We start from the raw sequence: 23,550 nt of genomic DNA, 5'->3' as shown, positions 1-23,550 counted from the left end.
TGGCAGCACCTAATATGGTATAGTTTGTCGAAGAGGCTTACCATACTTATACAAGATTCATACTTTTTCTATCATAATACATAATGACGCTTGGCTTCCACATGTAGAAGAAAGTTATGAGATCCAGAGCTATGTGAGGTATGGCAAACACATTTCCAACTAACAGGGTAACGCAGTGTATGATAAAATCCACCATGGACAAAACAATTACAATCGTCCTTCCAGCGTTTTTCCCGCTAAATAATGCCCAAGATATGGCAAACTCTATTGCTGCAAGGATTCCTACCCCGACTGCTATAAATCCTCCAAAAACGGTCAGTGTGTTTCCCATCATGCCTCCAATCATTGAAGAATATCCCCCCATCATAGCGGTAAATGTAACCACCATTGACACGAACACTATCATCAAAACGCCAAAGATTGTGTAGGTGATTCCAAGTACTGGGATTCCTGTGGGTCGTTCCGATTCAGCACGTGGTGTTTTAGCAGCAGCCGCCACGGCGAGGATTCCTCCTCCTTTCTTCTTCCATTAATCTTTCTTCTTCCTCTCTTTTTGCCACATATTGCTGAGCGTGATCCTCTGAGCAAAAGTATTTGCCAAATCTTTTTGATGTAGATTTTTTGTCAACGTCAACACCACAAATCTGACAATGTTTTTCAAACATGGACTTACTTGTTAAATTTGATTTTTAAACATATAAGCAAAACTCAATGTTGATAATTTGTCCAAGTTACGATAAAATTGTAAATTTACAAATGTAAGTTAATCTAGAATAAAACAAAATTTTGATTTGTTCTGGTATATGTTGATCAATGTCAGCCTTGATATTCATATCGAGTTCTTAAATTAATTGTAGCAGAACTATGACTGGCGTCATAATACATGAGTGATCTAACGCAGCAAGGAAAAGGATTCAAGTCATTCCTAGTCGTAGCAGTTTTCGTTCTAGCATCAATTACGCTTTTTGGTTTTATCTATCTTGCAACAACGCCTGCAACCACACTTACCATGCTTCTTTCCTTTGCTGGCGGAGTTTCTAATATTGTTCTTCCCTGCACTCTCCCACTTGTCTTTATCATAGTTCCAATCGCAATGAGCGCCTCGGGAAGAAAAGGCCTCGTCATGGCAGCATTGTTTGGCATCGGGTTGATAATCACATTGTCAGTGTATGGGGCTGCGGTAGCACAAATTGGAAAATATGTCGGACTTGACAGTGCCACAAGAATAATGTATGCTGCTGCAGGAATTGCAGCCTTTATCTTTGGACTCTCGGAACTGAAGCTGATCAAGTTCAAAATGCCAACATATTCTGGCATGCCGCAGTTTATCCAAAAACAGGGAGACTATACCAAGGTCTTCCTCTTGGGACTGCTTTTGGGAAATGCCGGAGTTGGCTGCCCAAATCCAGTCACATACATCATACTGATATTTTCTGCATCAACAGGAGACTGGCTGCAGGGAGGCCTTTTGATGGCAATAAATGGAGTGGGCAGGGTGATTCCGCTTCTTCTTCTAAGCGCATTAGGGATTCTAGGAATCAATGCGACTGGAGGCCTTACAAAGAGGATTGAGACTGTAAGAAAGTTTACAGGGTGGGCCCTAGTTATTCTTGGCTCATTTATCATACTCAACGGTGCTTTTGGTCATCTTTGGTATGAGGGAGGAGTATTCCACGAGGGCCTGAACATGGTCTTTATGACAACTGGAGGCAAGATGATAGGCGAGGCAGACATTCCAATCGAAGAGGTGGAACAAAAAGTCCCATTTGTAGAATATGGGGCGCTGTTTAATCTAATTGTTTCAGTAGTGCCAGTTTTCTGGTATCTGCGTAAATATCCGCAGGAACGCAAACAAGTTCTGATGATACTTGGAATTGTTCTAGCGTGGAGCGCATTGTTGTTCAATGTAGGTCTTGATTCTATGCAGATTCTGGGCTTGTCGGAAGGTTTGCCCAAGGGAATGGAAGCAATGGAGGGAATGAAATGAAGGATCCCGTCTGTGGTTCAGAAGTTGACGAAAAGTCTGAGTCAATCAAGTATGAAGGCAAAGAATATCGTTTTTGTTGTGCAAGCTGTAGATGGGCGTTTGAAAAGAACCCAAACCAGTTCGTTGGTGAGAAAAAATGAAAGTAGAAATACTGACAACTCCTGGATGCTCAAACTGCAGTGTGGTAGAAAAAATGCTTGATGAGATGGGCGTGTCTTATGATATAATAGATGTGACAGAAAAGCCAGAGTACCTGCAAAAATATCCAATATACACAGCTCCAGGCGTCGTAATAAATGGAAAATTGGAATTTACAGGAGTTCCAAAAAAACAGAAGTTGATTGAAAAGATTGAAGGTGTTAGAAAGATCTCATGAGAACATTTTAGAAGATTTTAAGGGGAATCCTTGGGTCATGACAAAATTAGATGATTCTAGTAAATTGCAAAATGGCTTGCGCAACGATCTTTATAGTAAACAATGAGAATGATTAGATGTGACAGAAAAGATCATTATTAATAATTTATTGCTTGGAGTAACTGGTTCCGTAGGTGTTCTGGTTCTACCTGACTACATTAGACTCCTTAGAGAAAATATTGCAGAAAATGTTCACGTCATGATGTCTCATTCAGCAAAAAAGTTTGTTACGCCGTATACGCTAAGACTTTATTCTGGGAATTATGTCTTCACTGACTCTTTCGATATTACTGACGATGTAAGAGTCCCCCATATTGAACTCACAAGAAAATGCGATGTGTTTGTGATCATGCCTGCAACGGCCAACATAATCGGTAAAGTAGCAAATGGAATTTGCGATGATCTAATATCCACAGCGGTTATGGCATGTAAGGCACCCGTGGTTTTTGTCCCAGCTATGAATCCCACTATGTGGTTTAGTAAGGCAAATCAAAAAAATGTGTTAACACTAAAGGAATTAGGTCATCATGTTATTTTGCCATCAGAGGGATATGAAATATCCGACATGAAACCAAGTTTTGGAAGCATGCCAGAATTTGAGGTTATAGCTAATTTCCTAAAGGACATTGTAAACAAGAGATGATCTTTCAGAATCAGAACCAAGATTATCTAATTAATTCAAAATCAATGTCTGTACCGATTTCAACTTGATGTTTTTCGGCAAACCCTGCAACTGTCTCCAACACATAAAGAGAGTTGTTTTGAGGTTCGTAGACAGTGCAATTGAACTCTGAAGTACACGGCTGTAGATTCGATTCTATGTGTATTACTTTGCCTGCCGCATCAAGCCACAATATGTCGATTGGAAACTTCATATTGTTCATCCAGAAATTATGTTGTCCTTCGTTTTGGAAAATGAACAACATTCCCTCATCTTCGTTTAGGTTGTCTTTGATTGACAGTCCTTTTTCCAGTTGTTCGTCCGTATATGCAACATCTGCTAGAATCTCAAACCCATCAATGTCTATTTTTGCCTGATGGTACCTCTCTTTGTTGCTTTGCGGCTCTAATCCAGTTTCATAGGCCTGATTGTTTATAATGTAGATTATGGCTGCAGCGGTTGCCATCACCACAGATATTATAGCTATTGTCTTGATGTTTGGCATAATCTAAAAACAATTATGATTTTCTGATTTTGATTGCGCCCAAAACCGAGATTATGATGCCAGCAAATATCACTGCAAGAGACGAGATTGCACTTCTTAATTGATTTGGATCTCCAGTCTGATCTTGCATCCCCAAGAATGCCGCAGAGCCGCCGAACATAAACACACCCGCAACTGCAATCATAACACCTAGTGTTTTTGAGGCAACATTTCTTGTTATAATATAAGATATCACTGGCAGTATTACCGATGGGAAGCCAAGAGCCATGCCACGGGTTCTTGCGTCAAGTGGTAGGAATCCATGCGACTTGCCTATGCTCCACATTGCATCTGCCCCATAAATTGCGAGTAGTATTATCGAGATTCCCGTCATTATTAGTGCGATTTGTAATTTCATGCTATATTCCCCTTCAATAGCACATACATGTTCCTTAATGAGACATTACTAATTCCCACCAAACTTGCTATCCTCCACTGATTTATTCGTTCGGTGTTGTTTTTGCATGAGATGTAAACTGCCGCAGCTGCCAAAGCAATTGGGTTTCTTCCATAGAAGATATCCTGTTTCACTTTTGACAGAATGGTGGTCGCATGCAAGCGGGTTTTTTCCGTTAATCCCAGACCTGTACATATTCTTGCTACAAACTCTGCAGGTTTGTAGGGCTCAAAGCTAAGATCCAGCGACTCTACTAAGATCCTATAATCACGCAAGATAAGACGTTTTTTTACGTTTGATGTGGTGGATATTTCCTGTATGGTTCTAGGAATGTTTGTGATCCTACATGCTGCATAAAGCGACGCAAGCATCATGGAGGCATGGCTTCTCGGATGTCGCGTTTGTCCAGAGAGGAACTTTCTAAAAAGATATGCGGCCTTTTCCGCAGTATGTTCTGGTATTGCAAGTTTTGATTTTATTCCATCTAGTAAAAGAAACGATTTGGTGGCAGCGCCGGAGGATTGTGATTTAAGTCGGTTATCCACCATACGTAGTCTATCAAATTGCGCCTTTACGTTAGCACTAAGGACTCTTCCAGTAGAGTCTTTGTGAGTAGAGCCTATGACTGTCGGCAGTCCTTTGTCGTACAGCCTTAAAGATGATATCCTACGATTTTCTCTGTCAAGGTCATTATTGTAGACATTTTGATCCAGGATTGCACATTCTTCGTCCACTTTCCCACAGATCTTGCAGAAGACTTCGCCGGTTTCTTTGTCTAGAATTAGATTCCCTCCATTTTTGTGGTCATGTCTAATCTTCTCTTCTTCCGGTTTCTTTGCAGACAATCAGATGATCCAAACAGTATATGTATATAACAACAGTACTTTACAAATGTAAGAATTCTATTCGATGATGACAGTATTGAAAGAAAAAATTAGTTTACGGTAGCCACCGAATAGCTTACCGTAAATGGAGTGGTATTCTTTGTGTGTATGGCCACGGCATTTGCTGAAAATTGCCATGATCCAGCAGCATTAGCAGGATCCACAAACGTCAAGGCAAATTTATTTTTGCCATCAGACCATATGGGTTGGCCTTTGTCTTCCCCTGCCTTGAGTGGGCCATGTAACGCAACCAGTTGAATGTTTTCAGATGCCGAATATGTTAGAATTCCACTGTAACCTTTGTCGCTTGGCGGTAAAACTAATGCAAGTTGGTGTGCTTCATGTCCTACTCCAGGATCTTTGGTTGATGTGACGGTTTTTGATGTGAATTTGTATCCATCCTTTGTTTTTGATTCCTTTGTCTTGGACATCTTTGTCTGTTTTTCTTCCATTTTCATAGAATCTTTCATTCCCGAGTCAGTTTTTGCTTGGTCTGTATTCATCATGCTTCCATGATCCATGGATTGACCGAATGCAAAAAAGTCGCTGGGTCCTTTTTGTCCATATAGCGTAACCGAAGTTGTTGCAATACCCACAAAGAGCACAGTTATTGCCATGCCGATCAAGTATCTGTTTCGTAGCATTATCCATCTGGAAAATTTACAGATGTATAAGGATGGTACTTTACAAATGTAAGATTTTTTTTGGACATTGATAGCCGTAAACTGTAAAAACAGCTTCGCTAAGCCGTCTTTCAGTGTCAGGTATTTTTCAGTGTCAGGTATTTGTTAGATGCTTTTTTCGCATGTTTATCATTTTGATATAAGCCGAAAATTGTAAAACTAAAACTGCGGAAGCGCTTACAATAAAAGGTATTATAAAGACACTTTGAGGCGCAATTTCACGATGAAATGACTCAGTATAATGCATGAAAAGAAAATACGAAGTGTGTATTGATGTCAGATAGAACACTATGTAGGAACCTGTGTGTAGCCATTTCCAGGACTGTCCTCCTAAAAACCTCATGATCCTATCAGATGAGGTGATTGCAAGAACAGCTAACCACAAAAACGCCACAAAACCAATCAAATTGGCCAATCCAAATCCAGGCTCCAGTCTTGCGAGCCGACCAAGCTGAGGTATGAATTCATAACCAAAAAATTTGGCAACGTCCCATTTTATCCAACCATCTACAATCAAAACACCGTGTATGATAGCAAGAACTGCGGCCCAGATCCCGACTTCGCGTCTCCAGAGAATAAGAAATTTTGCGCCATTTTTCAGTTTACTCAAGGGTCCGATTATGAGTGCAAAGGCCAGAAAGATATACCCCACATCTCCAAATGACTTCCATAATCTCATATCTTGTTGCCATTCATAATGGCCAAGCCAGAAAGAGTAAACCAAAACCGACATTATCAGACCCACAATCAGATGGCGGAGTGTCCACTTACATGCAATTCCATGTAATACTGCGCGATAGTTTTCTAATTTTCTAAAAGACAGATTTTGAAGATACAGTTTGATCTTTGACTTCAACTTCTTTCTTTGTATACTGGTGATTTATAACAATAGTAATTTACAAATGTAAAATTCTTGTTCAAGAAATTCATTTATGTCTCTTTTGACAATAATGCATCAATTCTGCCGCGATATTTTTCCTTGTAAAGGCCGCGGCACGAAGTACAACAGAAAAACCGTTCCTGATCCAATATTTTTAGAATGAGTGGTTTGCCAGCAATCTGTATTTTGCAGTATTCACAATTCACATCAAGGCTAATCTCTTCACCTAGATCGATCGGAGTCGGTTTTGCTGTCGCGACGTTGTTGTCTAGTTTATCTTTGGTTGTTTTGGTTATCTTACTGAAATCTAGAATCGGAGCAATGGATTTAATCAGACCAGTACTGATCAGACGTTCATACCGGAGTTTTACTGTTGGCGTACTTGCTCCTATTTCCCTTGCTATTTGGCGATACGATTTACGACCATCTTTTGATAACGCATTAAGAATTGCGACATCAATCGAGTCCAGTTTTATAGGCACGAAAGATAGTTACGCTAGAACATATTTAACAACAGTACTTTACAAATGTAAGAATACAAACGTAAAAAGCCAGTTTTAGCCAATATTATGGAAGTGGACTAGGTCATCGGTTATGTTTTGACATTTTGTGCAAATGAATCTTAATGTCATGTTACATATCTTGCACCTAGCATGAGATTTCATTTCAATACCGCACTTTCTACATAAATCAATTCTTAATGGAGTCAATTTTCGATTAAATATGTCTATTTGAATTTATGCGGGTTTTTTTCAAACATCATCTTACATGATGGACAACAGAAATAGTATGTCTCATCTTCAAATTGTGTAGATACGGACTTTGAACCGTCAGGCAACTCCATTTTGCAAACAGGATCTATTTTCATATTAGGTGCAATGCGTTACTCTTAGATAAGTATAGTAATTTACATTTGTAAAGATAGCTTTACAAATAAAAAACCGTTTTTATCATGTCAGATTAACAGATGGAATTAGAATCAAGCATCCGCACCGTGAAATTTTGGCAACTTGCTGTCTTGGTGTTTGTTTGCGGTGCATCGGTAATGGCGCTCGAGCTTGTTTCTAGTCGTATACTTACCCCTGTTTTTGGAAGCACTACATACATGTGGGGTAGTTTGATTGGAGTGGTTCTTACTGGATTAAGCTTGGGATACTTTTATGGCGGGAGAATCGCAGATCGGAATCCCACACTGTTCAAATTCAGTGCAATAATCTTTTCCGCAGGCCTATACGTGATATTCATACCATATATTGCACCACTCGTCATATCTCTATACAATCCAATTCCACTAAATTCGCTAACTGTACTTTTGAGCACGTTTACTCTACTCACAATTCCCTCTTTTCTGCTCGGAATTGTCTCTCCATATTCGGTAAAGCTAGGCACGACAGCCCTTAGTAAAGTGGGCAGCGTCACAGGCAATCTCTACTTTTTGTCTACCGCTGGAAGTATTGCAGGAACTTTTCTTGCGGTTTTTGGCCTAATTCCATTTTTTGAGGTAAATACGATCATTTTTTCTCTAGGAGTTTCATTGTTATTGGTCTCACTTATTGGACTGTCAAAATTTCCGATGTTGCTAATAGTATTCGTGGGAGTCCTTGTTTTTCTTCCCACGTCGGTAGTTGCAGGCACAATTTCACATTCTGGAATTCTAGTGTATGAGAAAGAGACACCTTACAGTCATCTTGATGTTGTCGATTCCAAGCAGATGAGAAGTATGTACCTGAACGGCATGCTCCACAGTAGAATGAATCTGGATCGGCCAGAGGAGCTTGTTGTAGAGTATACCAAATATTTTCATGCTGGCAAAGTCTTCAATCCGGATTTCCAAAAAGTTCTTTTCATTGGCGGAGGGGGGTTTTCTGGACCAAAAAACTTCCTTGCCACATATTCAAATATACAGATCGACGTAGTGGAGATAGATCCCGACATAATCAGCGCTGCCAAAACCTACTTCAAGGTAAGCGAGAATACCAGATTGAGAATTTTTAATGAAGACGCTAGGATCTTTCTTGCAAATACCGATGAGAAATATGACTTGATAATCTTGGACGCATTCTCAAAGTATTACGTCCCATTCCACCTTATGACTCTGGAATATTTTGAGATATTAGAGAACAGATTAGAGCCAGACGGCGTCATAGTATCAAACCTAATAGGAACCACAAAAGGAGACACGTCGAATTTAGTTAGATCTGTGTACAAAACGATGGATCAGGTGTTTCCCACAGTTTACGCATTCAAGACAAAAGGATATGACTCCATTTCGGTACAAAACATAATGTTTGTCACCTCTAAATCCAACCTAAACTTTAATGACGCTTTTGAGAAAAACCAAGACGTCTCATATCGCAGTAAATTTCTTGACAACTATATTGGTTCTCAAATGGAGACAAGTGACGTTTCCATACTAACGGATCAGTTTGCACCGGTTGAACACCTCCTCAACCCAGTTACAAACAAACCTCTAGAGGTTGATGAAAAAGAAACTGCGGCAGACACCAGTACAATGACCGCTAGCACGTATGTTACAATTTCACTGTTGCTATCAATAGTGATCATATGGTTTGCCTACATTAATTTTAAAATTAATAAATCTAAGACATCATAAATAAAGAAAAATTTTCATAAAACAAAAGATGCCTAGTTATTTTACGTTTGTAAATTACTGTATTAATATATCTGACAACGCAACAAGTCGATATGACATACTCACATCCCGAAGTTCTAGTGAACACAGACTTTGTATCAAAAAATCCGACAAACGCCAATTTGAAGCTGGTAGAGGTTGACTATGATCCAGAAAATGGCTACAGAAAGGGACACATCACTGGCGCAACCCTGATTTGGTGGAAGCGCGACATCAATGATCCGGTAACCCGTGATATTGTTGATAAAAAGCAATTTGAGGAATTGATGTCCAGAAACGGAATCAATCCTGAAAGCGAAGTGATTCTGTATGGAGATTTTAACAACTGGTTTGCGGCATTCGTGTTTTGGGTTTTCAAGTATTACGGTCACAAAAACGTCAAAATTATGAATGGTGGTAGAAAGAAATGGGAACTAGAAAAGAAACCATACACAACTGACGAGCCCAAGGTATCACCAACCAGTTATTTGGCACAGCCGCCAGACGAGGGACTGCGAGCATATTTGTTTGATGTTAAACGCGCACTAGACAGAAAAGAAGTTGGTCTCGTTGACGTAAGATCTCCAAAAGAATTCACAGGTGAAATCACTGCACCGCCAGAATATCCAATGGAGCATGCACAGAGGGGAGGACATGTGCCTGGTGCACAAAACATTCCATGGGCCACTGCAGTAAATGACGCAGACGGCACATTCAAGACAGCAGATGAGCTAAAACAAAACTATGTACCGAAGGGAATCACGCCAGATAAGGAAATCATTTGCTATTGCAGAATCGGTGAGCGCTCATCACATTCCTGGTTTGTCCTAAAATATCTTCTTGGATATCCACAGGTCAGAAACTATGATGGTTCTTGGACTGAATGGGGCAACATGATTGGTAATCCAGTCGAAAAATAACAAAAATGGTGTTAGTCGAGGTTCCAAAAAACATGATAAATAGTTACATTTCTTGGCATTCCAAAAGACCGGAAGAAGGAGGAAGAACAATACCTCAAGGACATTTTGGATCAGGCGAAGAGTTTCTCAATTGGAATAGGCAGTTTATTGCAAAATACAAACGATGGTGCAAGCAATATGACAAGCCATTCGTATTGCCTTGGTACAAAGTTCCACCAGAATTGATGCAAATCACAGACGGCATCAACACACTAAAACCAAAATCATTTGGGACATTGGACGATCTTGGAATCTTTCTGGAGAAATGGGCTCGCATGTTACATGATGGAGCAGCAAAAATTTACAATGAACCTGTTCTGAAGACACTAGAGTCGCCTAGAAGCTCGTATTTTTGGCAGATGTACGGACTGATTAACACTTGGAGAAAAAGCTGGCTTAGGAACAAACCCAATACCTTCAACCAATACGTGATGCTCTAAATGAATGGTAGAGAAACAATTCAGTTAGGAGTAATAGGCGCGTTGTGTGTTTTGCTCCTGATTGGAGTTTTTACAAATTTCGGCAGAGTTCCCGCGAGTCTTGCTCAAGACATAGATCTTGCTGAAAAATCGAATGAAGTGCAGGACATTCAGACATCAGAACCAAACAATATTGCTAACAGCGAAGTACTATCATTATCTTCGCTCTTCAAGCGCACAGAGAATTCCGTTGTCCAGATAACAAGCAAGGTATCTGAGACAAATTCCAATATCATAATAAACGGAAATCCGTTGGAAAGGCAATCCACAAAGCTAGGATCCGGATTTGTCTATTCTGACTCGGGTCTGATAATAACCAACAACCATGTCATAAAAGATGCAAAAACCGTGGATGTGACATTTGTAGATGGCAATACCTATTCTGCCAATGTCACTGGAACGGATCCCTATAATGACATAGCCGTCTTGCAAATCATCGATGATTTCTCAGAGGAAAGTCTAATTCCCCTAGCCTTGGACGATTCATCTAAAATTGAAGTAGGGGATCCGGTGGCGGCCATAGGCAATCCCTTTGGGTTAAGCGGTACAATGACCAGCGGAATAGTGAGTCAGATTGGCCGTCTTCTCCCAAACCAAGAGGAAGGATTCTCGATACCCAATGTAATACAGACAGATGCCGCAATAAATCCAGGTAACTCTGGTGGGCCCTTACTTAATCTTGAGGGTAGAGTAATAGGAATCAATACTGCAATTCAATCCAATACTGGCGAATTTTCTGGAGTCGGATTTGCCGTTCCATCAAATACGGTGAAGAAAATTGTTCCTGTTTTAATTGAGAAAGGCAAGTATGATCATCCTTGGCTTGGAATGGCCGGTACGAGTCTAACCCCAGATATTATTAAAAAACTTGATCTGCCAAAGAACTACAAGGGCGTTCTTGTCACAACGGTGGTAAAAGATAGTCCCGCAGACGAGGCAGGATTACTGGAAGCTACGTTCAACATAAATCGTGAAATTAAGAATGGAGACATAATAATTTCAATTGATGGAAACAAGATAAACAGCATTGCGGAGTTGATATTGTATCTTTCCGAGAACAAAGCCGTAGGCGACGATGTATCATTAGAAGTGAACAGAAACGGCAACATAATTCAACTAAATACGGTATTGAAGGCAAGGCCTTCTAACTAGTAACTCCGATCAGAAGACGAACAATATCATTAGGATAGCTTTACTAGCTCAGCTTGCTTATGCCTAAAATTGCTATGTACATCCCTAGGCCCACAGCAGGCACAAACAACAGAATATTCTGTGTAAAAGACTCTAGATCAGAGATATTTTGATTTACAGATGTAGCAGCTGCAAGCGAACCGCTCATAATTAAAATTCCTGAAGATAAAATCAACAAACCTAAAGTTTTTGATTTTTCTTTTCTGGTTAAGAAAAATGAAATGATTGGCAAAATAGCGGCTGGGGTTCCTATCAAGAGTCCCCTGCTTTTCATGTCCAAATGGAGGAGCTCTTTTCCGAGATATATTGGCAACAGTACGTCTGCGCCATAGACCAGAATTAGGATCAAGGCTACAATCGAAAGTACTATAGCTAGTTTTGTTTTCATTCCTCACAGCCTGAAGTAACAAACAAATTTGCTAGCATGTCTTTTGGAGATTGAGACGGCATATTTATCGATGGTACTTTACGTTTGTAAGGTAACATGATTTCTGGATGTTGGGATTGAGATTTTACGTTTGTAAATTACTGTATTAATATATCTCCAGACAGTAAAGCTGCTGATCCGATGAATTCACAATCAGCTAAAACTTTATCACCATTTGAAGAAATCACTAAAACCCTGAGAGAGGATTTCCCATATTATGCAGGGTGGAGATTCATTCAGAAAAAGGGTGGAATCACGCATTATTGCGCCTTAGCTTATCTTGAAAAGAAAAAAGGCTATGCAGACTGGAGAATTAGATTTAATCTGATCGACAATATTGTAGAAAAATACGGATTTACCCATGACGAAGCCATTACGGAAAAACTTTGCCCAATTGATGGATGTAGACATGCTGGACCGCTGGAAAATTTGATAGGACATCTGAATGTAAAACATAAACTATCGGCGATGGAGATGGCAGACGCCGTTGAAAAGATAGGACACGATGAGAGGGAACTTCCACCGTTGTGGAAAAGAATTGTTATGCAGATAACGTTCAGATAACCTATCGGGCATTAAGATTCTCAGAGAGGCTTTGGATTCTGCCGTGGTGTTTTTCTTTGTACAACGTCTTGCATGACGGGCAACAAAAGAACCTCTCAAATATTGAGAATTTCAGAATACTCGGTTTGCCATGTACTGGCCCCTTGCAATAATCGCAAGACAGTTTCACAACAGCATCTTTGCTCAACTTGACATTGTGGTTTTTTATTGCCTTTGAGCGTATTTTATCAAGCTTCAAGCCTGTTTTGTCTTCGACTTTTCCAAGATCAATCACTGGCAATACTGCCTTAATGAGACCCACATTCACTAGTCTTTGATACCGCGCTTTGACAGTTGGTGTGCTGACTTTAATTTCCCTTGAAACCTGTCTGAAAGATTTTCTGCCGTCTTCTAGCAGTGATTCCAAGATGTCTGTGTCGATTTTGTCCAATTCAAAAGGCATCTGGATATGTGATGGTGTACCTAGTTATTTACTTTACAACTGTAAAGATTAGGGGTTAAGTATCACATAAACTAACCACTAAATTAGGAAAACCAATGAGCTCCGAACAGATTCAAACCAAACGTACTGCAATCAAGATAGGTGGCATGCACTGCGCTGGATGTGTTAATTCAATACAAAACTACGTCATGGACATTCCTGGCGTTAAAAAATGCGAGGTCAATCTTGCCGCAGAAAAGGCGGTCTTGGAGTTTGATCCCTCCTCAATCGACTTGAGAAAGATCGAAGACGCGATACAGGACGTTGGTTACAAAGTCGTTTATGAGAAACTCACCTTGAAGCTAAGTGGTATCACAGATTCAAGCGATGCAGACAACTTGGAGAAAAAATTGCGAGAACTTGAAGGAATCAGGTACGCATCTGTTAACTATGGGAACAGTCAAACAGTGATCGAATACAACCAGGCTCTGATTTCCCTTTCAGACATCAGGCAGATAATTAGCAAGCACGGATACCAGATACTAAGTGAGGACCTGTCCGCATCGGCTGAAGAGATAGAGGCAAAAAAGCTCAGAAAATTGTTCGCAGTCGGGCTCGTATTCACCGTCCCAATTCTGCTTTTTGCATACCCAGAATATCTATCGTTTGTTCCGTGGGCCGGCACTGAAATTGCCGGCTACATTATGTTCGCTTGTGCAAGCATAGTCCAGTTTGCGACTGGCAGTAGGTTCTACATCGGAGCGTTCAGGATTGCGAAAATGAAATCTGCAAACATGGACACACTTGTAGTGATCGGCACGACTGCAGCCTATCTGTTCAGCGCTTACAACACGTTTCCGAACCTTGTATGGCACAACATCTACTATGATGCTGCCGCGGTTGTGATCACATTCATAGTTCTGGGAAAGTATCTAGAGAACAAGACCAAGGGCAAGGCCTCATCAATAATCAAAAAAATGCTCGAGCTGCAACCAAAGACTGCAAGGTTGAGGAAGGACGGAAAAGAAACTGACATTCCTGTTGAGATGATAAAGCAGGATGACGTCATAGTGATTCGTCCTGGAGAAAAGATCCCAGTCGATGGCATAGTGATCGATGGGCATTCTGCAGTAGACGAGTCAATGATCACAGGAGAGTCGGTGGCAGTTGAAAAGAAGCAGGGAGATTTTGTAATAGGAAGCACGGTCAACAAAGACGGTGTCCTAATAGTGCGGGCGACAAAGGTGGGAAGCGAGAGCATGCTCTCACAAATTGTAAAACTGGTCGAGGACGCGATGGGCAGAAAACCTCCGATGCAGAGAATGGTCGATAAAATATCTGGCTATTTTGCACTTGTAGTTATTGGCATATCAATAGTTACTTTTGCTGGATGGTATGTTTTCGCAGCGCCAGGCCAACACCACCTTGCGGCATCTCTGATTCCGGCGGTGGCAGTACTAGTTGTTGCCTGTCCGTGTGCGCTAGGCCTTGCCACGCCCACTGCAGTGATGGTAGGAATGAGCAAAAGCGCTCAAAATGGAGTCATATTCAAAAGCGGTGAAGCTCTAGAAACTTTGGGCAAGATTACAGTCGCCGTCTTTGATAAAACCGGCACTTTAACCGAAGGAAGTCCTGAGGTAACAGACATAATCTCAATTGTCAATTTTGATAAAAACAGAATTCTGCAAATTGCTGCCATAGCAGAAAAAAACTCCGAGCATCCCCTTGCAAAGTCGATTGTCAAAAACGCCCAAGAACAAAACTTGGTGATTGCAGAGCCGGCCGACTTTATCTCTGTAGCAGGGAGAGGAGTCGATGTTGTATATGACGGCAAAAAAATTCTTGTCGGAAGCCAAGGATTCATCACAGAAAGAGGAGTTGACGATTCTCAAGCCAAAGAAGTAACCACAAAACTGCAAGACGAGGGCAAGACAACAATACTTGTTGCTTTGGATAATAAGATCATCGGAATACTTGGGCTCATAGACACAGCAAAACCGAGTGCAAAAGACGCTGTGAAATCACTAAAATCAAAAGGAATCGAAGTTGTTATGCTAACGGGTGACAATCAGAGAACATCCAATACAGTTGCAAAAGAAATAGGAATAGAGCGAGTGATTGCAAATGTTCTTCCCGCGGACAAGCTAGACGTCATAAAAAAACTGCAGGCAGAGGGAAAAAAGGTTGCAATGGCAGGAGACGGCGTCAACGATGCAGCTGCTCTAACCCAGGCTGATGTCGGCATTGCTGTCGGGAGCGGCACCGACATTGCAATCGAATCTGGCAAGGTTGTTCTAATAAGAAACGACGTCAGGGACGTAGTCACGGCAATCGAGATCAGCAAGAAAACAATCAGCAAGATAAAACAGAATCTGTTTTACGCTTTTGTATACAACGCGGCCCTAATCCCCATAGCAGGACTTGGATTACTTTATCCAGCACTTGCTGGACTCACAATGGCTGCTAGTTCTGTTTCTGTCACAGGCAGCTCACTGTTACTCAAGAGATGGTCACCGACAAAGTAGACCATAATCAGATCTGTTCTAGATATTTTTCGATTACCTGTTTGAATACAGAATATGGCTGCGCGCCTGTGATTTTTGTATAGCCAAGTTCTGAGTTTCCTACAAACATCGTAGGTGTACCAGTAAGACCGAGTTGTTGGGCGAACTGCGTCAGCTGCTGACTTCTTGACTCGTATTTTTTGGCGTCAAGACACTGATTGAATTTTTCCGTGTCGATTCCCGGAATGTTCCTAGCAAGGCCCTTCACCTTGTCAGTGGTCCCCCAGCCACTGTTTTCCTGCCCCTGATTTGCATAGATATAGTCATGATATTCATAGTATTTTCCTTGCTCATCTGCACACCATGATGCTTGTGCGAGCACAAGTGAATCAGATCCAAGTATTGAAACATCAAGAAAATAAAATTTTACTTTTCCTGTATTGATGTATTCATCTTCGAGAATTGGTTCGGTCTCCTTGAAGAATTTTTCACAGAATGGGCATTGATAGTCTCCAAATTCCACCAAATTCAGTCTTGCGGATTCAGATCCCTTGAATTTTGCTATTGTAGGAACATCAAAATTCACGCTTCCAGCAAACTTGGTTGAAGGCGACTTGTCATTTTGGCCAACGGTCGAGATTATTGTACCTACATTTGCCTGCTGTCCACTGTTAATACTTGTTAGTGGGACGGTGTTTCCCACAAAATAGCCAAGCACTAGAAGCACTACGCCAAAAACGATCGTTGTTTTGGTTATGCTTTTTGTCCTTCCAGAATTTTCATTGGACATCTCTTGCCATCCATCGCACGTCTAAACTAACAGCAACCGCCGCCGTGATTGCGCGAATCATCTTGTTGTCTAGATTCGTTTTCCGAAGCAAACTTTTCAGCGTGCTCCATAGAACAAAAGTGTTTTCCGAATCTTTTGATCGAGGACTCCTTATCAACATCCATTCCACACACTGGACAGTGTCTCTTAAGTAATCCGAACACGATTTTGGTTTGAATGTGAGATATATTAATACAGTAATTTACAAATGTAAAATTACTGGCGCGGAATAATTAGTTCTTGATTCTGTCCTTCAAGCTGCACGTTTGCCCGTCGAGCGTCTTTGCCGTGAAATAAATCGACACGATCAGGACAGCGATACTCGCAGTACTCAGTTCAAGTCCCTTGAAGGGAAATGAGGACAGTCCGCCAGCAATGCCGAGAACCGATATCAACGTAGCTGAGCAAGCCGAACATGTAGAGGACAGTGCTCCGCCAAAGAGGCCTCCAAAGCTCATCAGACCACCTCCCTCGATTCTTGCGGTGTTCTTCATCTTGTAGACAAGCATGGCTATGCTTATGCCACCCAGGATTGATATTATGATGGATGACGCAATTACAGCAGCGCCGCCAACTTCCGAGACCATCTCGACTGCACTTACAAAGACGCTCGTCATGAGCCAGAGGTCTTTTGTGGCATCAAACGCTGACAAAAACATTGAGACGTTGTTAACTAGTATGAACACGGTGAAAAGAACAAGCGACATAAGAAATGTCAAGAGCGCATATTTCGGCTTCCTTTCAACCTCAATGATGTTTCTAATCACTTTCATTTAGACACCGTAACCGAGGTTGTTATTAAAACATGTTTCAGGGTTTTTCGCTCACGGAGAATTTTGCCATCATCCCCGATTCCATGTGTTCCGGTATGTGGCAGTGAATCACCCAGTTACCGGGATTCGTGAAGTCAACCAACAGGTCCACGGTAGATCCTTTCTTGACTAATACCGTATCCTTCCATGCCAAGTTGTCGTTTGTCATTCCGTCCTCGCTTAGCACTAGGAACCTCTGGCCGTGCAGGTGTATTGGGTGCTGCATTGGATGCATTGAGCTTGGGTCGTTGTATATTCTGACCTTTTTGATGTCACCTACTTTGAAATTATACATCAGATCATCGTTCTCTTTGCCGGTCTTTGCGTCCCTGATTACCCACCTGGTGTTCTCGCTGTTCGACATGGAGTTCATCATGAACTTGTCGTCCTCCCATTCTATTGGGCCTGACTCGTCCATTGTCATAGAGGTTCTCATGACAGATCCATCAGGCATGGTGTGCGACATTGTGCCGCCCCCTGTCCTCGACATCATTCCAGTGAGCTCCGATTTCAACTGCATCTCAATGTCTGGTGATTTTTTCAGATATCCGTCAAACTTGTCTATCTGGCCCCTGATGCTTGGCGGCAAGACGTTTTCTTTCCTTCCCAAGGCCAGACCGACGTTGGACACCTCGATGCCACCAATAACATATCCTGAGTCCGGAGTTATGTGGATGATGTCGAAACTGCCTGGTTTGTCAAATTGGATCTCTACTATCCTCCTCTCGCCCGGCGAGATCACGACACTGTCGACAGGGGAGTCCCTCTCATACCTACCAGAATCGTCCCCGACTAGCACCATCTGCTGCCCTTCCACTGAAAGGTTGAAGGTCCTCGCATTTGCGGCGTCAGTTATGTAGAACCTGACCTTCTCGCCCTTCTTAACATCCAGTCTGTAGTCCTCTTTGCCGTTGAGAAGCATGACGTTGCCGAACCTGCCCATGAGGGTTCGTTTCACATAATCTTTTGAGAACGCCTCGACGTCCCCACCCACTAACATGATGTCGTCAAGAATCAGCATCTCCTCTCTGTTGACCTGGTTGTAGTATCTAGGATCAGACGGCTGCACGATTATGTTGCCGTACAGACCTAGTTCCTGCTGGTAATCCTCACGGACATGAGGATGGTACCAGTAGACACCAGCATCTGGAAAGTCCAGTCGATAGGCAAAACTCTCTCCAGGTCTGATTGCTCTCTGAGTTACACCCGGTACTCCGTCGAACTCGTTCTTGACCCTTATTCCGTGCCAGTGCACAGTCGTGTCAACATCAAGATTATTGGTGAAATTTACAGTTAACGAGTTCCCTTGTCTGACTTTCAGGACAGGTCCTGGTATCTGGCCATTATAGGCGTACATGGATATCTCACTGCCATCAATTCTCTTAGTTGCTTTTCTGGCATCCATGTTGAAAACATCGCCGTCGGAAAGATTTTGCTCCCTGGAGTCAAGAGCGGCGAGTCCCTGTAGAGATCTGTCCAGAGAAACCCCGTTGGCTGCATCTGAATCAAACTCGGGTCCAGATATTTTGTTGGCCAGCAGAAAATATCCAGAAGCCGAGACAACTGAAACTATGATTATTACCATGACCAAGAGGGCATTTCTGACTGACTTTTTCATAAGGATCATCGGGTTTGCATTCCAAGTGAGACAATCAGTTTAGCTTCTGGTCTATTGCCTGCTTTAGGACAGCATACGGCTGCGCACCTACAACGTTGACAAAGCCCTTGTCCTGAGAGCCGATGAAGAAGGACGGTGTGCCAGATACCCCCAAAGATACCCCGGTGTTCTGGTCGCTCTGGACCTCCGCAACAACACTCGGATCCTGTACGCACTTGGCAAGCTCCGTTGCGTCCAGACCTGCCGTCTTTGCCCACTGGTCGAGCTCGGCCTGGCCGAACTGGACGGTGCCGCCGCCCTGCTTGTTCTGCTCGTTGAACACCATGTCGTGGAACTCCCTCCACTTGCCCTGCTTGTTGGCGCACTCTGAATACACTGCAGCTGGCAAGGCGCCAGGATGAATCTGAGTCAGAGGAAAGTCCTTGTAGACAAAAAGAACCTTGCCGGTGTAGACATATTCTTTTTCCAGTTGTGAAAGACTGTCAGTGAAGAACCTTCTGCAGAACGGGCACTGGAAGTCGCTGAACTCATAAAAGATCACCTTGGCGTCCTTGCTCCCTATCGTAGGGTCGTCCTCCACCTCCAGCTTGACATTGGAAGGTGCCTGCTGTTGCTGTAACTCGCCTGCCGAAGCACCAGCATCAACCTGCTTTATAGAAACGGACGCAGATCCGCCAGATATTGGAAGAACATTGCCTACAAAGTATCCGAAAACCAAGAACAGTGCAGCGAATATTATGGTAGATTTTGTTATTTCAAGGGTGAATCTTTGAGAGATTTTTGACACCATCCAAAATAGATAAACCATATTGGATTCTTGGAGCTTAAATACGCGATACCGAATATCCGGTTTACAATTGTAAATATATTGCTTCAAACATGTGAAAAATGACTTTCCAGTTAGAACATACGCAGATGACGAAATGAGCACCGAAATCTTACGTTTGTAAAGTACGTTGGTTAAATATGATATTGTGATGCAGAGCTCGTGTTACAGGTAAAGCCAGTAATCACCATACAGAATGTTGTAGCCTCTGCGTCGGTAGGACAAAAAATCGATCTTGATCTTCTCGTAAAGATCTTTCCAGATGTGGAGTACAACCCAGACCAATTTCCAGGGCTCGTCTTCAGACTAGAGTCTCCAATGACTGCAACATTGATTTTTCGCACCGGTAAGATGGTCTGTACTGGAGCAAAGTCAGAAGAAGAGTCCATCAAGGCTGTAAGAAACGTTGTACAAAATCTTCGAAACGGTGGAATAAGAATAGACAATGATGCGACCATAACGATTCAAAACATAGTCGCCTCTGTAGACCTAGGCAGCAGAGTGCACCTGGAGGAGGCCGCAAGAATACTGCCGCGAAGCATGTACGAGCCAGAACAGTTTCCAGGCCTCATATACCGAATGCCTGATCCAAAGACGGTGAGTTTGATATTTGCGTCGGGAAAAGTAGTGTGCACCGGCGCAAAAAAAGAGTCCGAAGTACGTAGATCAGTGTACACTTTGCATGCATTACTTGAAGAAAAAAATCTGATGGACTAGTTCATTTTGTTTTTTACGAATCATAGTTTTATGGCATCGTCAATACTTGAAACTATGACTAGTCCCTTATTGTCGCCATCTACTTGCTTCTTTATCTTTGTCACCAAAGCGTCAACCAATTTGTCTTCCACGACAGCAACAACACAGTCAACCATATTGAACATGGCTTCCTGCATTTTTACTCCTCGTTGGCCATGTATCTTTGAGCGTTCTGCGTCTCCACGTCCTCGTGCATAAAATACTGTCAGTCCTTTCTGGCCTACTTGTTCTATTGTCTCAACTATCTGCTCCAATTTGCCGGATTGAAGATAAACTTCAATTTTTTTCATTGAGTATAGAAACCGATTGTCAACTATAAACATATTTGAGATATGTTTGCGAAAAAAATAATCTACAAAAAAATTGTCAAATTTAAATTTACATTTGTAAAACAGTAACCGGTGTCTACAGCTAGTTAACTATAACTAATTAAAAGACAATCCACAATTATCGATATCTAATGTTTAAAGTGCTAACAAAAACACCACCCACAAAACTCGTCATCTTGATAATCGGAATTGCGTTGGTCATAGGAGGTCTAGCTGGGGTGTTCTTGGCAAATTTTGCAGTCAACACGCATGAAAACTCGGAAATCAATCCAAGAACGGTTTTCTGGAGACATATTCACGGACTAGGATTTGATCCCGACAACAGAAACATCTTGTACATAGCAACACATGGGGATTTTTATTGGAGCGTAAATGACGGGCCTCCAAGCAAAGTAGACGAGCAAAGGGCAGACTACATGGCGTTCAATGCTCCATACACTCGAGGAGTGCCTCTCTATGCGAGCGGACACCCTGCAACTGGCGGTAACACTGGGCTGATCAAAAGCACGGATGGAGGAAAAACTTGGCAGCAAGTCTCCACAGTACTTGATCCGCCTGTTGACTTTCATGCAATGAGTATCAGCAGATCAGATCCAAATGTGATAATTGGTCATGACAGTGCAGGACGCGGACTGTTCAAAACAACAGATTCCGGAAAGACTTGGCAGACATTAGAGTTTCCAGAGTTTGTCTCCGCGCTTGCCATATCACCGAATGACGCAAACGTGGTCTTTGCGGCTACCGCAAAAGGAGTACACCAATCAATGGACGGCGCAAACACTTGGACTCAGATTGAGCAATACAAAGGACTGCCTGCGCTTTCTTTAGCCTTTGATGAGGACGGTATTCTTTATGCATCGACTGAGGAGTTTGGCCTCACAAGGTCATCCAATCTTGGATTAAGCTGGGATGAGATAAGTACGCCAGAGTTGACCATCATGAGCATAGCAATCGATGCACAAAACAAGGCCTTGTATGTGGCAGGATATGCGCCTGAGGGATATCAAGAAGTCTACAAGAGCTCAGACGATGGAAACTCTTGGGATCTGATTGGAACCAACAGGGAACTGTAAAAATCATCGGTGAAGACAAGTCGTCCAATCGATTTCTAATCAGTTTTGCCCACGTAAAACTTCCAATAATAGAGCAACGTCATAATTTCATCTCCATTGTCCTTTTCGACACGCTGAATCGAGGCGAGTCATTCACAATTTTCATCTGTTTGCCTGATTTTTATCGAAAGTATCAGACTTTTGGGAAAATTGTCCATTAACGTTATATACTGTATTTCGTGAGTTTTGTCAATTGAGATTAAATAGTATTTTTGCCACTATGCTACTGTTTGCGGTGATTGTAACAAAAAATGACGATTTTGCATATTCAGTGAAAAACATACCCGAAACACATGTTTCAGGTACGTCGACATACAGCTTTAAGGGTTATCCTTTCCAAGTTGAATTAGGGAATAACTCGGAAATAAAAACACGGAGATTCCCTGGCGATGCCAATTAAGAGATTCTACATTTCAGCAGACGGTGGAAAAGTCACCGATGTAGGGTTAAGACCTGCATTGGCATATCATGCTACATCAACATATAATCTGAAGATAGTAGCTCACAACATCTTTGGAGAAAAACCTACAGAAAACAGAGTCGAAGTCATTGTCAAAGGCGATGAAAGAAGCATATCCCTATTCCGTAACTACGTGGAAATGAATGACATTAGATTGTTAAGACAAGGCTCGATGTACAAAGTATCTAAATCTGAAAATTACAAAGGCAAGGAACCCAACTGGGATTATTGTCTGAATACGATCAATGCCGAACAGATGTACCATGGGATAACTGCAATGTCTCAGGTTGCCGGATCACTTGGTAGCATAGATAAACAATTGGGAAGTATAGATAAACAGTTTGGAATAATGATTGAAAAATATGGCGTGTTTGGAGAATACATGAAACAGATAGTAAGTTTCCAGAATGAGACCAAAGAAAAACTAACCAATCTGGATTATTTGAAAGATATCAAAGAGAAGATTGATTCTTTGACAAAGTAAAACGAAGATAGAATCACCTGTGTATTCAATCATAATTTTTCAAGAATAACCTAATCGGCTTCGCTCATTGTCCTTTTCGTCCCTTTCCGGGACCGCTCCTGGTGTAACTTTGTCGCAACGTCGCTGAAAAGGACATGGCTCGCCTCCAGAATTAACTGACGGAGGTAATCAAAATGGAGAATGGAAAGCAACCCGTGCTGACTGGGGTTATTCAGTCAGGAGAGAAAGACCCCAAGAAGAGGAAGATTCTGGGAAGAATCGCGCTCTGGAGGGTCGAGAAGAGGAAGGGGGAGGAAGACTCCCTCTTCCAATGATTCGAGGTGAAATGGAATGTTCACGATAAACGGAAATGGAAAGGAGGTAGCCGAACTCTTCAAGAAGTTCGGTCTGAACGAATATGAGTCGAGGGTCTACTTTACGCTCCAAGTAAGCGGTAAGACCAAGGCGGGCAGACTGTGGCAATCGGCAGGTGTGCCACAGAACAAAGTCTACCACTCGATTCAGACGCTCTCAATGAAGGGTCTAGTTGAGCCGACAAGCCTCAATCCGCTGGAGGTCAAGGCAAAGCCCTTCCTTAGGTTCGCCAACGAGTACATGAACGACAAAAAGTGCTCGCTCTACGAGATTCAGGAGAAGATAGACAACTACAGGGGTGCGGTAAAGAACAACAAATTGGTGCGGGTCGTCGTTTGACAC

At 42.2% G+C, this 23,550-nt stretch carries 31 protein-coding genes; 15 read left to right on the top strand and 16 right to left on the bottom strand.

Annotated features, from left to right (window positions below):
* Positions 1 to 46: 46 nt before the first annotated feature.
* A complete protein-coding gene (locus tag NAQ_RS10245; protein ID WP_162858736.1) occupies positions 47 to 499 on the bottom strand; it encodes a hypothetical protein in 453 nt (150 codons plus the stop codon).
* Positions 483 to 665, bottom strand: a complete 183-nt coding sequence (locus NAQ_RS09325; protein WP_100183261.1) for a hypothetical protein — start codon at positions 663 to 665, stop codon at positions 483 to 485. The genes NAQ_RS10245 and NAQ_RS09325 overlap by 17 nt, the downstream gene beginning before the upstream one ends.
* Before the next feature lie 218 nt (positions 666 to 883).
* Here NAQ_RS09325 and NAQ_RS09320 point away from each other — a divergent pair, with 218 nt between their 5' ends.
* From NAQ_RS09320 to NAQ_RS09305, 4 genes are all read left to right on the top strand, one after another.
* On the top strand, positions 884 to 1,987 hold the full coding sequence (locus tag NAQ_RS09320; protein ID WP_100183260.1) for a cytochrome c biogenesis protein CcdA: 1,104 nt from the start codon (positions 884 to 886) through the stop codon (positions 1,985 to 1,987).
* Positions 1,984 to 2,127, top strand: coding sequence for a YHS domain-containing protein (locus NAQ_RS09315; protein WP_100183259.1), 144 nt, complete (start codon positions 1,984 to 1,986; stop codon positions 2,125 to 2,127). Before NAQ_RS09320 ends, NAQ_RS09315 begins: the two co-directional genes overlap by 4 nt.
* Complete coding sequence (locus NAQ_RS09310; RefSeq protein ID WP_100183258.1) at positions 2,124 to 2,363, top strand: thioredoxin family protein; 240 nt, start codon at positions 2,124 to 2,126, stop codon at positions 2,361 to 2,363. The genes NAQ_RS09315 and NAQ_RS09310 overlap by 4 nt, the downstream gene beginning before the upstream one ends.
* Before the next feature lie 118 nt (positions 2,364 to 2,481).
* Positions 2,482 to 3,045, top strand: coding sequence for a flavoprotein (locus NAQ_RS09305; protein ID WP_100183257.1), 564 nt, complete (start codon positions 2,482 to 2,484; stop codon positions 3,043 to 3,045).
* Positions 3,046 to 3,067: 22 nt separating this feature from the next.
* On the opposite strand, the gene NAQ_RS09300 is transcribed toward NAQ_RS09305, so the two are convergent.
* The 7 genes from NAQ_RS09300 to NAQ_RS10480 all read right to left on the bottom strand — a co-directional run bounded on the left by NAQ_RS09300 (position 3,068) and on the right by NAQ_RS10480 (position 7,319).
* Positions 3,068 to 3,568, bottom strand: a complete 501-nt coding sequence (locus tag NAQ_RS09300) for a DUF192 domain-containing protein (protein ID WP_100183256.1) — start codon at positions 3,566 to 3,568, stop codon at positions 3,068 to 3,070.
* A gap of 13 nt (positions 3,569 to 3,581) precedes the next feature.
* Positions 3,582 to 3,965 carry a hypothetical protein gene (locus NAQ_RS09295; protein ID WP_100183255.1) on the bottom strand — a complete coding sequence of 128 codons (384 nt, stop codon included), beginning with the start codon at positions 3,963 to 3,965 and terminating at the stop codon, positions 3,582 to 3,584.
* On the bottom strand, positions 3,962 to 4,849 hold the full coding sequence (locus NAQ_RS09290) for a transcription initiation factor IIB (protein ID WP_100183254.1): 888 nt from the start codon (positions 4,847 to 4,849) through the stop codon (positions 3,962 to 3,964). The genes NAQ_RS09295 and NAQ_RS09290 overlap by 4 nt, the downstream gene beginning before the upstream one ends.
* Positions 4,850 to 4,938: 89 nt before the next feature.
* Positions 4,939 to 5,532 (bottom strand): hypothetical protein, encoded by a 594-nt coding sequence (locus NAQ_RS10350; RefSeq protein ID WP_245871610.1) that lies wholly within the window; start codon positions 5,530 to 5,532, stop codon positions 4,939 to 4,941.
* A 133-nt stretch (positions 5,533 to 5,665) separates the two neighbouring features.
* A complete protein-coding gene (locus NAQ_RS09280; RefSeq protein WP_100183253.1) occupies positions 5,666 to 6,427 on the bottom strand; it encodes a ferric reductase-like transmembrane domain-containing protein in 762 nt (253 codons plus the stop codon).
* 74 nt (positions 6,428 to 6,501) lie between these two features.
* Positions 6,502 to 6,933: an AsnC family transcriptional regulator gene (locus NAQ_RS09275; RefSeq protein ID WP_100183252.1), complete on the bottom strand. Its 432-nt coding sequence runs from the start codon at positions 6,931 to 6,933 to the stop codon at positions 6,502 to 6,504.
* A gap of 245 nt (positions 6,934 to 7,178) precedes the next feature.
* Positions 7,179 to 7,319, bottom strand: a complete 141-nt coding sequence (locus NAQ_RS10480; protein ID WP_100183251.1) for a YHS domain-containing protein — start codon at positions 7,317 to 7,319, stop codon at positions 7,179 to 7,181.
* Positions 7,320 to 7,418: 99 nt separating this feature from the next.
* Here NAQ_RS10480 and NAQ_RS09265 point away from each other — a divergent pair, with 99 nt between their 5' ends.
* From NAQ_RS09265 to NAQ_RS09250, 4 genes are all read left to right on the top strand, one after another.
* On the top strand, positions 7,419 to 9,065 hold the full coding sequence (locus NAQ_RS09265) for a spermidine synthase (RefSeq protein WP_100183250.1): 1,647 nt from the start codon (positions 7,419 to 7,421) through the stop codon (positions 9,063 to 9,065).
* 92 nt (positions 9,066 to 9,157) lie between these two features.
* Positions 9,158 to 10,003 carry a sulfurtransferase gene (locus tag NAQ_RS09260; protein ID WP_100183249.1) on the top strand — a complete coding sequence of 282 codons (846 nt, stop codon included), beginning with the start codon at positions 9,158 to 9,160 and terminating at the stop codon, positions 10,001 to 10,003.
* A 32-nt stretch (positions 10,004 to 10,035) separates the two neighbouring features.
* A complete protein-coding gene (locus tag NAQ_RS09255; protein ID WP_162858735.1) occupies positions 10,036 to 10,482 on the top strand; it encodes a hypothetical protein in 447 nt (148 codons plus the stop codon).
* Positions 10,483 to 11,673 (top strand): S1C family serine protease, encoded by a 1,191-nt coding sequence (locus NAQ_RS09250; RefSeq protein WP_100183247.1) that lies wholly within the window; start codon positions 10,483 to 10,485, stop codon positions 11,671 to 11,673.
* A 43-nt stretch (positions 11,674 to 11,716) separates the two neighbouring features.
* Here the strand turns inward: NAQ_RS09250 and NAQ_RS09245 are convergent, their stop codons facing one another.
* Positions 11,717 to 12,100 carry a hypothetical protein gene (locus NAQ_RS09245; protein ID WP_100183246.1) on the bottom strand — a complete coding sequence of 128 codons (384 nt, stop codon included), beginning with the start codon at positions 12,098 to 12,100 and terminating at the stop codon, positions 11,717 to 11,719.
* Between the two features lie 180 nt (positions 12,101 to 12,280).
* Here NAQ_RS09245 and NAQ_RS09240 point away from each other — a divergent pair, with 180 nt between their 5' ends.
* Complete coding sequence (locus NAQ_RS09240) at positions 12,281 to 12,703, top strand: hypothetical protein (protein WP_100183245.1); 423 nt, start codon at positions 12,281 to 12,283, stop codon at positions 12,701 to 12,703.
* A 1-nt stretch (position 12,704) separates the two neighbouring features.
* Here the strand turns inward: NAQ_RS09240 and NAQ_RS09235 are convergent, their stop codons facing one another.
* Positions 12,705 to 13,145, bottom strand: a complete 441-nt coding sequence (locus NAQ_RS09235; protein ID WP_100183244.1) for an AsnC family transcriptional regulator — start codon at positions 13,143 to 13,145, stop codon at positions 12,705 to 12,707.
* 95 nt (positions 13,146 to 13,240) lie between these two features.
* Here NAQ_RS09235 and NAQ_RS09230 point away from each other — a divergent pair, with 95 nt between their 5' ends.
* Positions 13,241 to 15,649 carry a heavy metal translocating P-type ATPase gene (locus NAQ_RS09230; protein ID WP_100183243.1) on the top strand — a complete coding sequence of 803 codons (2,409 nt, stop codon included), beginning with the start codon at positions 13,241 to 13,243 and terminating at the stop codon, positions 15,647 to 15,649.
* Between the two features lie 7 nt (positions 15,650 to 15,656).
* On the opposite strand, the gene NAQ_RS09225 is transcribed toward NAQ_RS09230, so the two are convergent.
* The 4 genes from NAQ_RS09225 to NAQ_RS09210 all read right to left on the bottom strand — a co-directional run bounded on the left by NAQ_RS09225 (position 15,657) and on the right by NAQ_RS09210 (position 19,695).
* The gene (locus tag NAQ_RS09225; protein ID WP_100183242.1) at positions 15,657 to 16,418 is read right to left on the bottom strand and encodes a DsbA family protein; all 762 of its coding nucleotides are present in this window, start codon (positions 16,416 to 16,418) and stop codon (positions 15,657 to 15,659) included.
* A gap of 272 nt (positions 16,419 to 16,690) precedes the next feature.
* A complete protein-coding gene (locus NAQ_RS09220; protein ID WP_100183241.1) occupies positions 16,691 to 17,230 on the bottom strand; it encodes a hypothetical protein in 540 nt (179 codons plus the stop codon).
* Between the two features lie 37 nt (positions 17,231 to 17,267).
* Entirely contained in the window at positions 17,268 to 18,887 is a 1,620-nt protein-coding gene (locus tag NAQ_RS09215; protein WP_162858734.1) for a multicopper oxidase family protein, read from the bottom strand.
* A gap of 34 nt (positions 18,888 to 18,921) precedes the next feature.
* On the bottom strand, positions 18,922 to 19,695 hold the full coding sequence (locus tag NAQ_RS09210) for a DsbA family protein (protein WP_100183239.1): 774 nt from the start codon (positions 19,693 to 19,695) through the stop codon (positions 18,922 to 18,924).
* A gap of 180 nt (positions 19,696 to 19,875) precedes the next feature.
* Between NAQ_RS09210 and NAQ_RS09205 the strand changes: the two genes are divergently transcribed.
* Positions 19,876 to 20,430 (top strand): TATA-box-binding protein, encoded by a 555-nt coding sequence (locus tag NAQ_RS09205; RefSeq protein WP_100183238.1) that lies wholly within the window; start codon positions 19,876 to 19,878, stop codon positions 20,428 to 20,430.
* A 20-nt stretch (positions 20,431 to 20,450) separates the two neighbouring features.
* On the opposite strand, the gene NAQ_RS09200 is transcribed toward NAQ_RS09205, so the two are convergent.
* On the bottom strand, positions 20,451 to 20,759 hold the full coding sequence (locus NAQ_RS09200) for a P-II family nitrogen regulator (protein WP_162858732.1): 309 nt from the start codon (positions 20,757 to 20,759) through the stop codon (positions 20,451 to 20,453).
* Positions 20,760 to 20,929: 170 nt separating this feature from the next.
* On the opposite strand from NAQ_RS09200, the gene NAQ_RS09195 reads away from it, so the two are divergent.
* From NAQ_RS09195 to NAQ_RS09185, 4 genes are all read left to right on the top strand, one after another.
* On the top strand, positions 20,930 to 21,871 hold the full coding sequence (locus NAQ_RS09195; RefSeq protein WP_100183236.1) for a F510_1955 family glycosylhydrolase: 942 nt from the start codon (positions 20,930 to 20,932) through the stop codon (positions 21,869 to 21,871).
* Between the two features lie 428 nt (positions 21,872 to 22,299).
* On the top strand, positions 22,300 to 22,854 hold the full coding sequence (locus NAQ_RS09190) for a hypothetical protein (protein ID WP_100183235.1): 555 nt from the start codon (positions 22,300 to 22,302) through the stop codon (positions 22,852 to 22,854).
* A 173-nt stretch (positions 22,855 to 23,027) separates the two neighbouring features.
* Positions 23,028 to 23,168, top strand: a complete 141-nt coding sequence (locus NAQ_RS10240) for a hypothetical protein (protein WP_162858731.1) — start codon at positions 23,028 to 23,030, stop codon at positions 23,166 to 23,168.
* 16 nt (positions 23,169 to 23,184) lie between these two features.
* Complete coding sequence (locus NAQ_RS09185; protein WP_100183234.1) at positions 23,185 to 23,547, top strand: helix-turn-helix domain-containing protein; 363 nt, start codon at positions 23,185 to 23,187, stop codon at positions 23,545 to 23,547.
* Positions 23,548 to 23,550: the final 3 nt, after the last annotated feature.

This window comes from Candidatus Nitrosotenuis aquarius (assembly GCF_002787055.1).
Lineage (GTDB): Archaea > Thermoproteota > Nitrososphaeria > Nitrososphaerales > Nitrosopumilaceae > Nitrosotenuis > Nitrosotenuis aquarius.
The sequence above is the reverse complement of the archived record's forward strand: the minus strand, read 5'-3'. Positions and strand labels throughout refer to the sequence as shown.

Bases quoted from the DNA above. Each gene is read 5' to 3' on its own strand.
- NAQ_RS09325 (WP_100183261.1), bottom strand. From the start codon at position 665: ATGTTTGAAAAACATTGTCAGATTTGTGGTGTTGACGTTGACAAAAAA.
- NAQ_RS09320 (WP_100183260.1), top strand. From the start codon at position 884: ATGAGTGATCTAACGCAGCAAGGAAAAGGATTCAAGTCATTCCTAGTC.
- NAQ_RS09315 (WP_100183259.1), top strand. From the start codon at position 1,984: ATGAAGGATCCCGTCTGTGGTTCAGAAGTTGACGAAAAGTCTGAGTCA.
- NAQ_RS09310 (WP_100183258.1), top strand. From the start codon at position 2,124: ATGAAAGTAGAAATACTGACAACTCCTGGATGCTCAAACTGCAGTGTG.
- NAQ_RS09300 (WP_100183256.1), bottom strand. From the start codon at position 3,568: ATGCCAAACATCAAGACAATAGCTATAATATCTGTGGTGATGGCAACC.
- NAQ_RS09295 (WP_100183255.1), bottom strand. From the start codon at position 3,965: ATGAAATTACAAATCGCACTAATAATGACGGGAATCTCGATAATACTA.
- NAQ_RS10350 (WP_245871610.1), bottom strand. From the start codon at position 5,532: ATGCTACGAAACAGATACTTGATCGGCATGGCAATAACTGTGCTCTTT.
- NAQ_RS10480 (WP_100183251.1), bottom strand. From the start codon at position 7,319: ATGAAAATAGATCCTGTTTGCAAAATGGAGTTGCCTGACGGTTCAAAG.
- NAQ_RS09265 (WP_100183250.1), top strand. From the start codon at position 7,419: ATGGAATTAGAATCAAGCATCCGCACCGTGAAATTTTGGCAACTTGCT.
- NAQ_RS09260 (WP_100183249.1), top strand. From the start codon at position 9,158: ATGACATACTCACATCCCGAAGTTCTAGTGAACACAGACTTTGTATCA.
- NAQ_RS09255 (WP_162858735.1), top strand. From the start codon at position 10,036: ATGATAAATAGTTACATTTCTTGGCATTCCAAAAGACCGGAAGAAGGA.
- NAQ_RS09250 (WP_100183247.1), top strand. From the start codon at position 10,483: ATGAATGGTAGAGAAACAATTCAGTTAGGAGTAATAGGCGCGTTGTGT.
- NAQ_RS09245 (WP_100183246.1), bottom strand. From the start codon at position 12,100: ATGAAAACAAAACTAGCTATAGTACTTTCGATTGTAGCCTTGATCCTA.
- NAQ_RS09240 (WP_100183245.1), top strand. From the start codon at position 12,281: ATGAATTCACAATCAGCTAAAACTTTATCACCATTTGAAGAAATCACT.
- NAQ_RS09235 (WP_100183244.1), bottom strand. From the start codon at position 13,145: ATGCCTTTTGAATTGGACAAAATCGACACAGACATCTTGGAATCACTG.
- NAQ_RS09230 (WP_100183243.1), top strand. From the start codon at position 13,241: ATGAGCTCCGAACAGATTCAAACCAAACGTACTGCAATCAAGATAGGT.
- NAQ_RS09225 (WP_100183242.1), bottom strand. From the start codon at position 16,418: ATGTCCAATGAAAATTCTGGAAGGACAAAAAGCATAACCAAAACAACG.
- NAQ_RS09220 (WP_100183241.1), bottom strand. From the start codon at position 17,230: ATGAAAGTGATTAGAAACATCATTGAGGTTGAAAGGAAGCCGAAATAT.
- NAQ_RS09215 (WP_162858734.1), bottom strand. From the start codon at position 18,887: ATGAAAAAGTCAGTCAGAAATGCCCTCTTGGTCATGGTAATAATCATA.
- NAQ_RS09210 (WP_100183239.1), bottom strand. From the start codon at position 19,695: ATGGTTTATCTATTTTGGATGGTGTCAAAAATCTCTCAAAGATTCACC.
- NAQ_RS09200 (WP_162858732.1), bottom strand. From the start codon at position 20,759: ATGAAAAAAATTGAAGTTTATCTTCAATCCGGCAAATTGGAGCAGATA.
- NAQ_RS09195 (WP_100183236.1), top strand. From the start codon at position 20,930: ATGTTTAAAGTGCTAACAAAAACACCACCCACAAAACTCGTCATCTTG.
- NAQ_RS09190 (WP_100183235.1), top strand. From the start codon at position 22,300: ATGCCAATTAAGAGATTCTACATTTCAGCAGACGGTGGAAAAGTCACC.
- NAQ_RS10240 (WP_162858731.1), top strand. From the start codon at position 23,028: ATGGAGAATGGAAAGCAACCCGTGCTGACTGGGGTTATTCAGTCAGGA.
- NAQ_RS09185 (WP_100183234.1), top strand. From the start codon at position 23,185: ATGTTCACGATAAACGGAAATGGAAAGGAGGTAGCCGAACTCTTCAAG.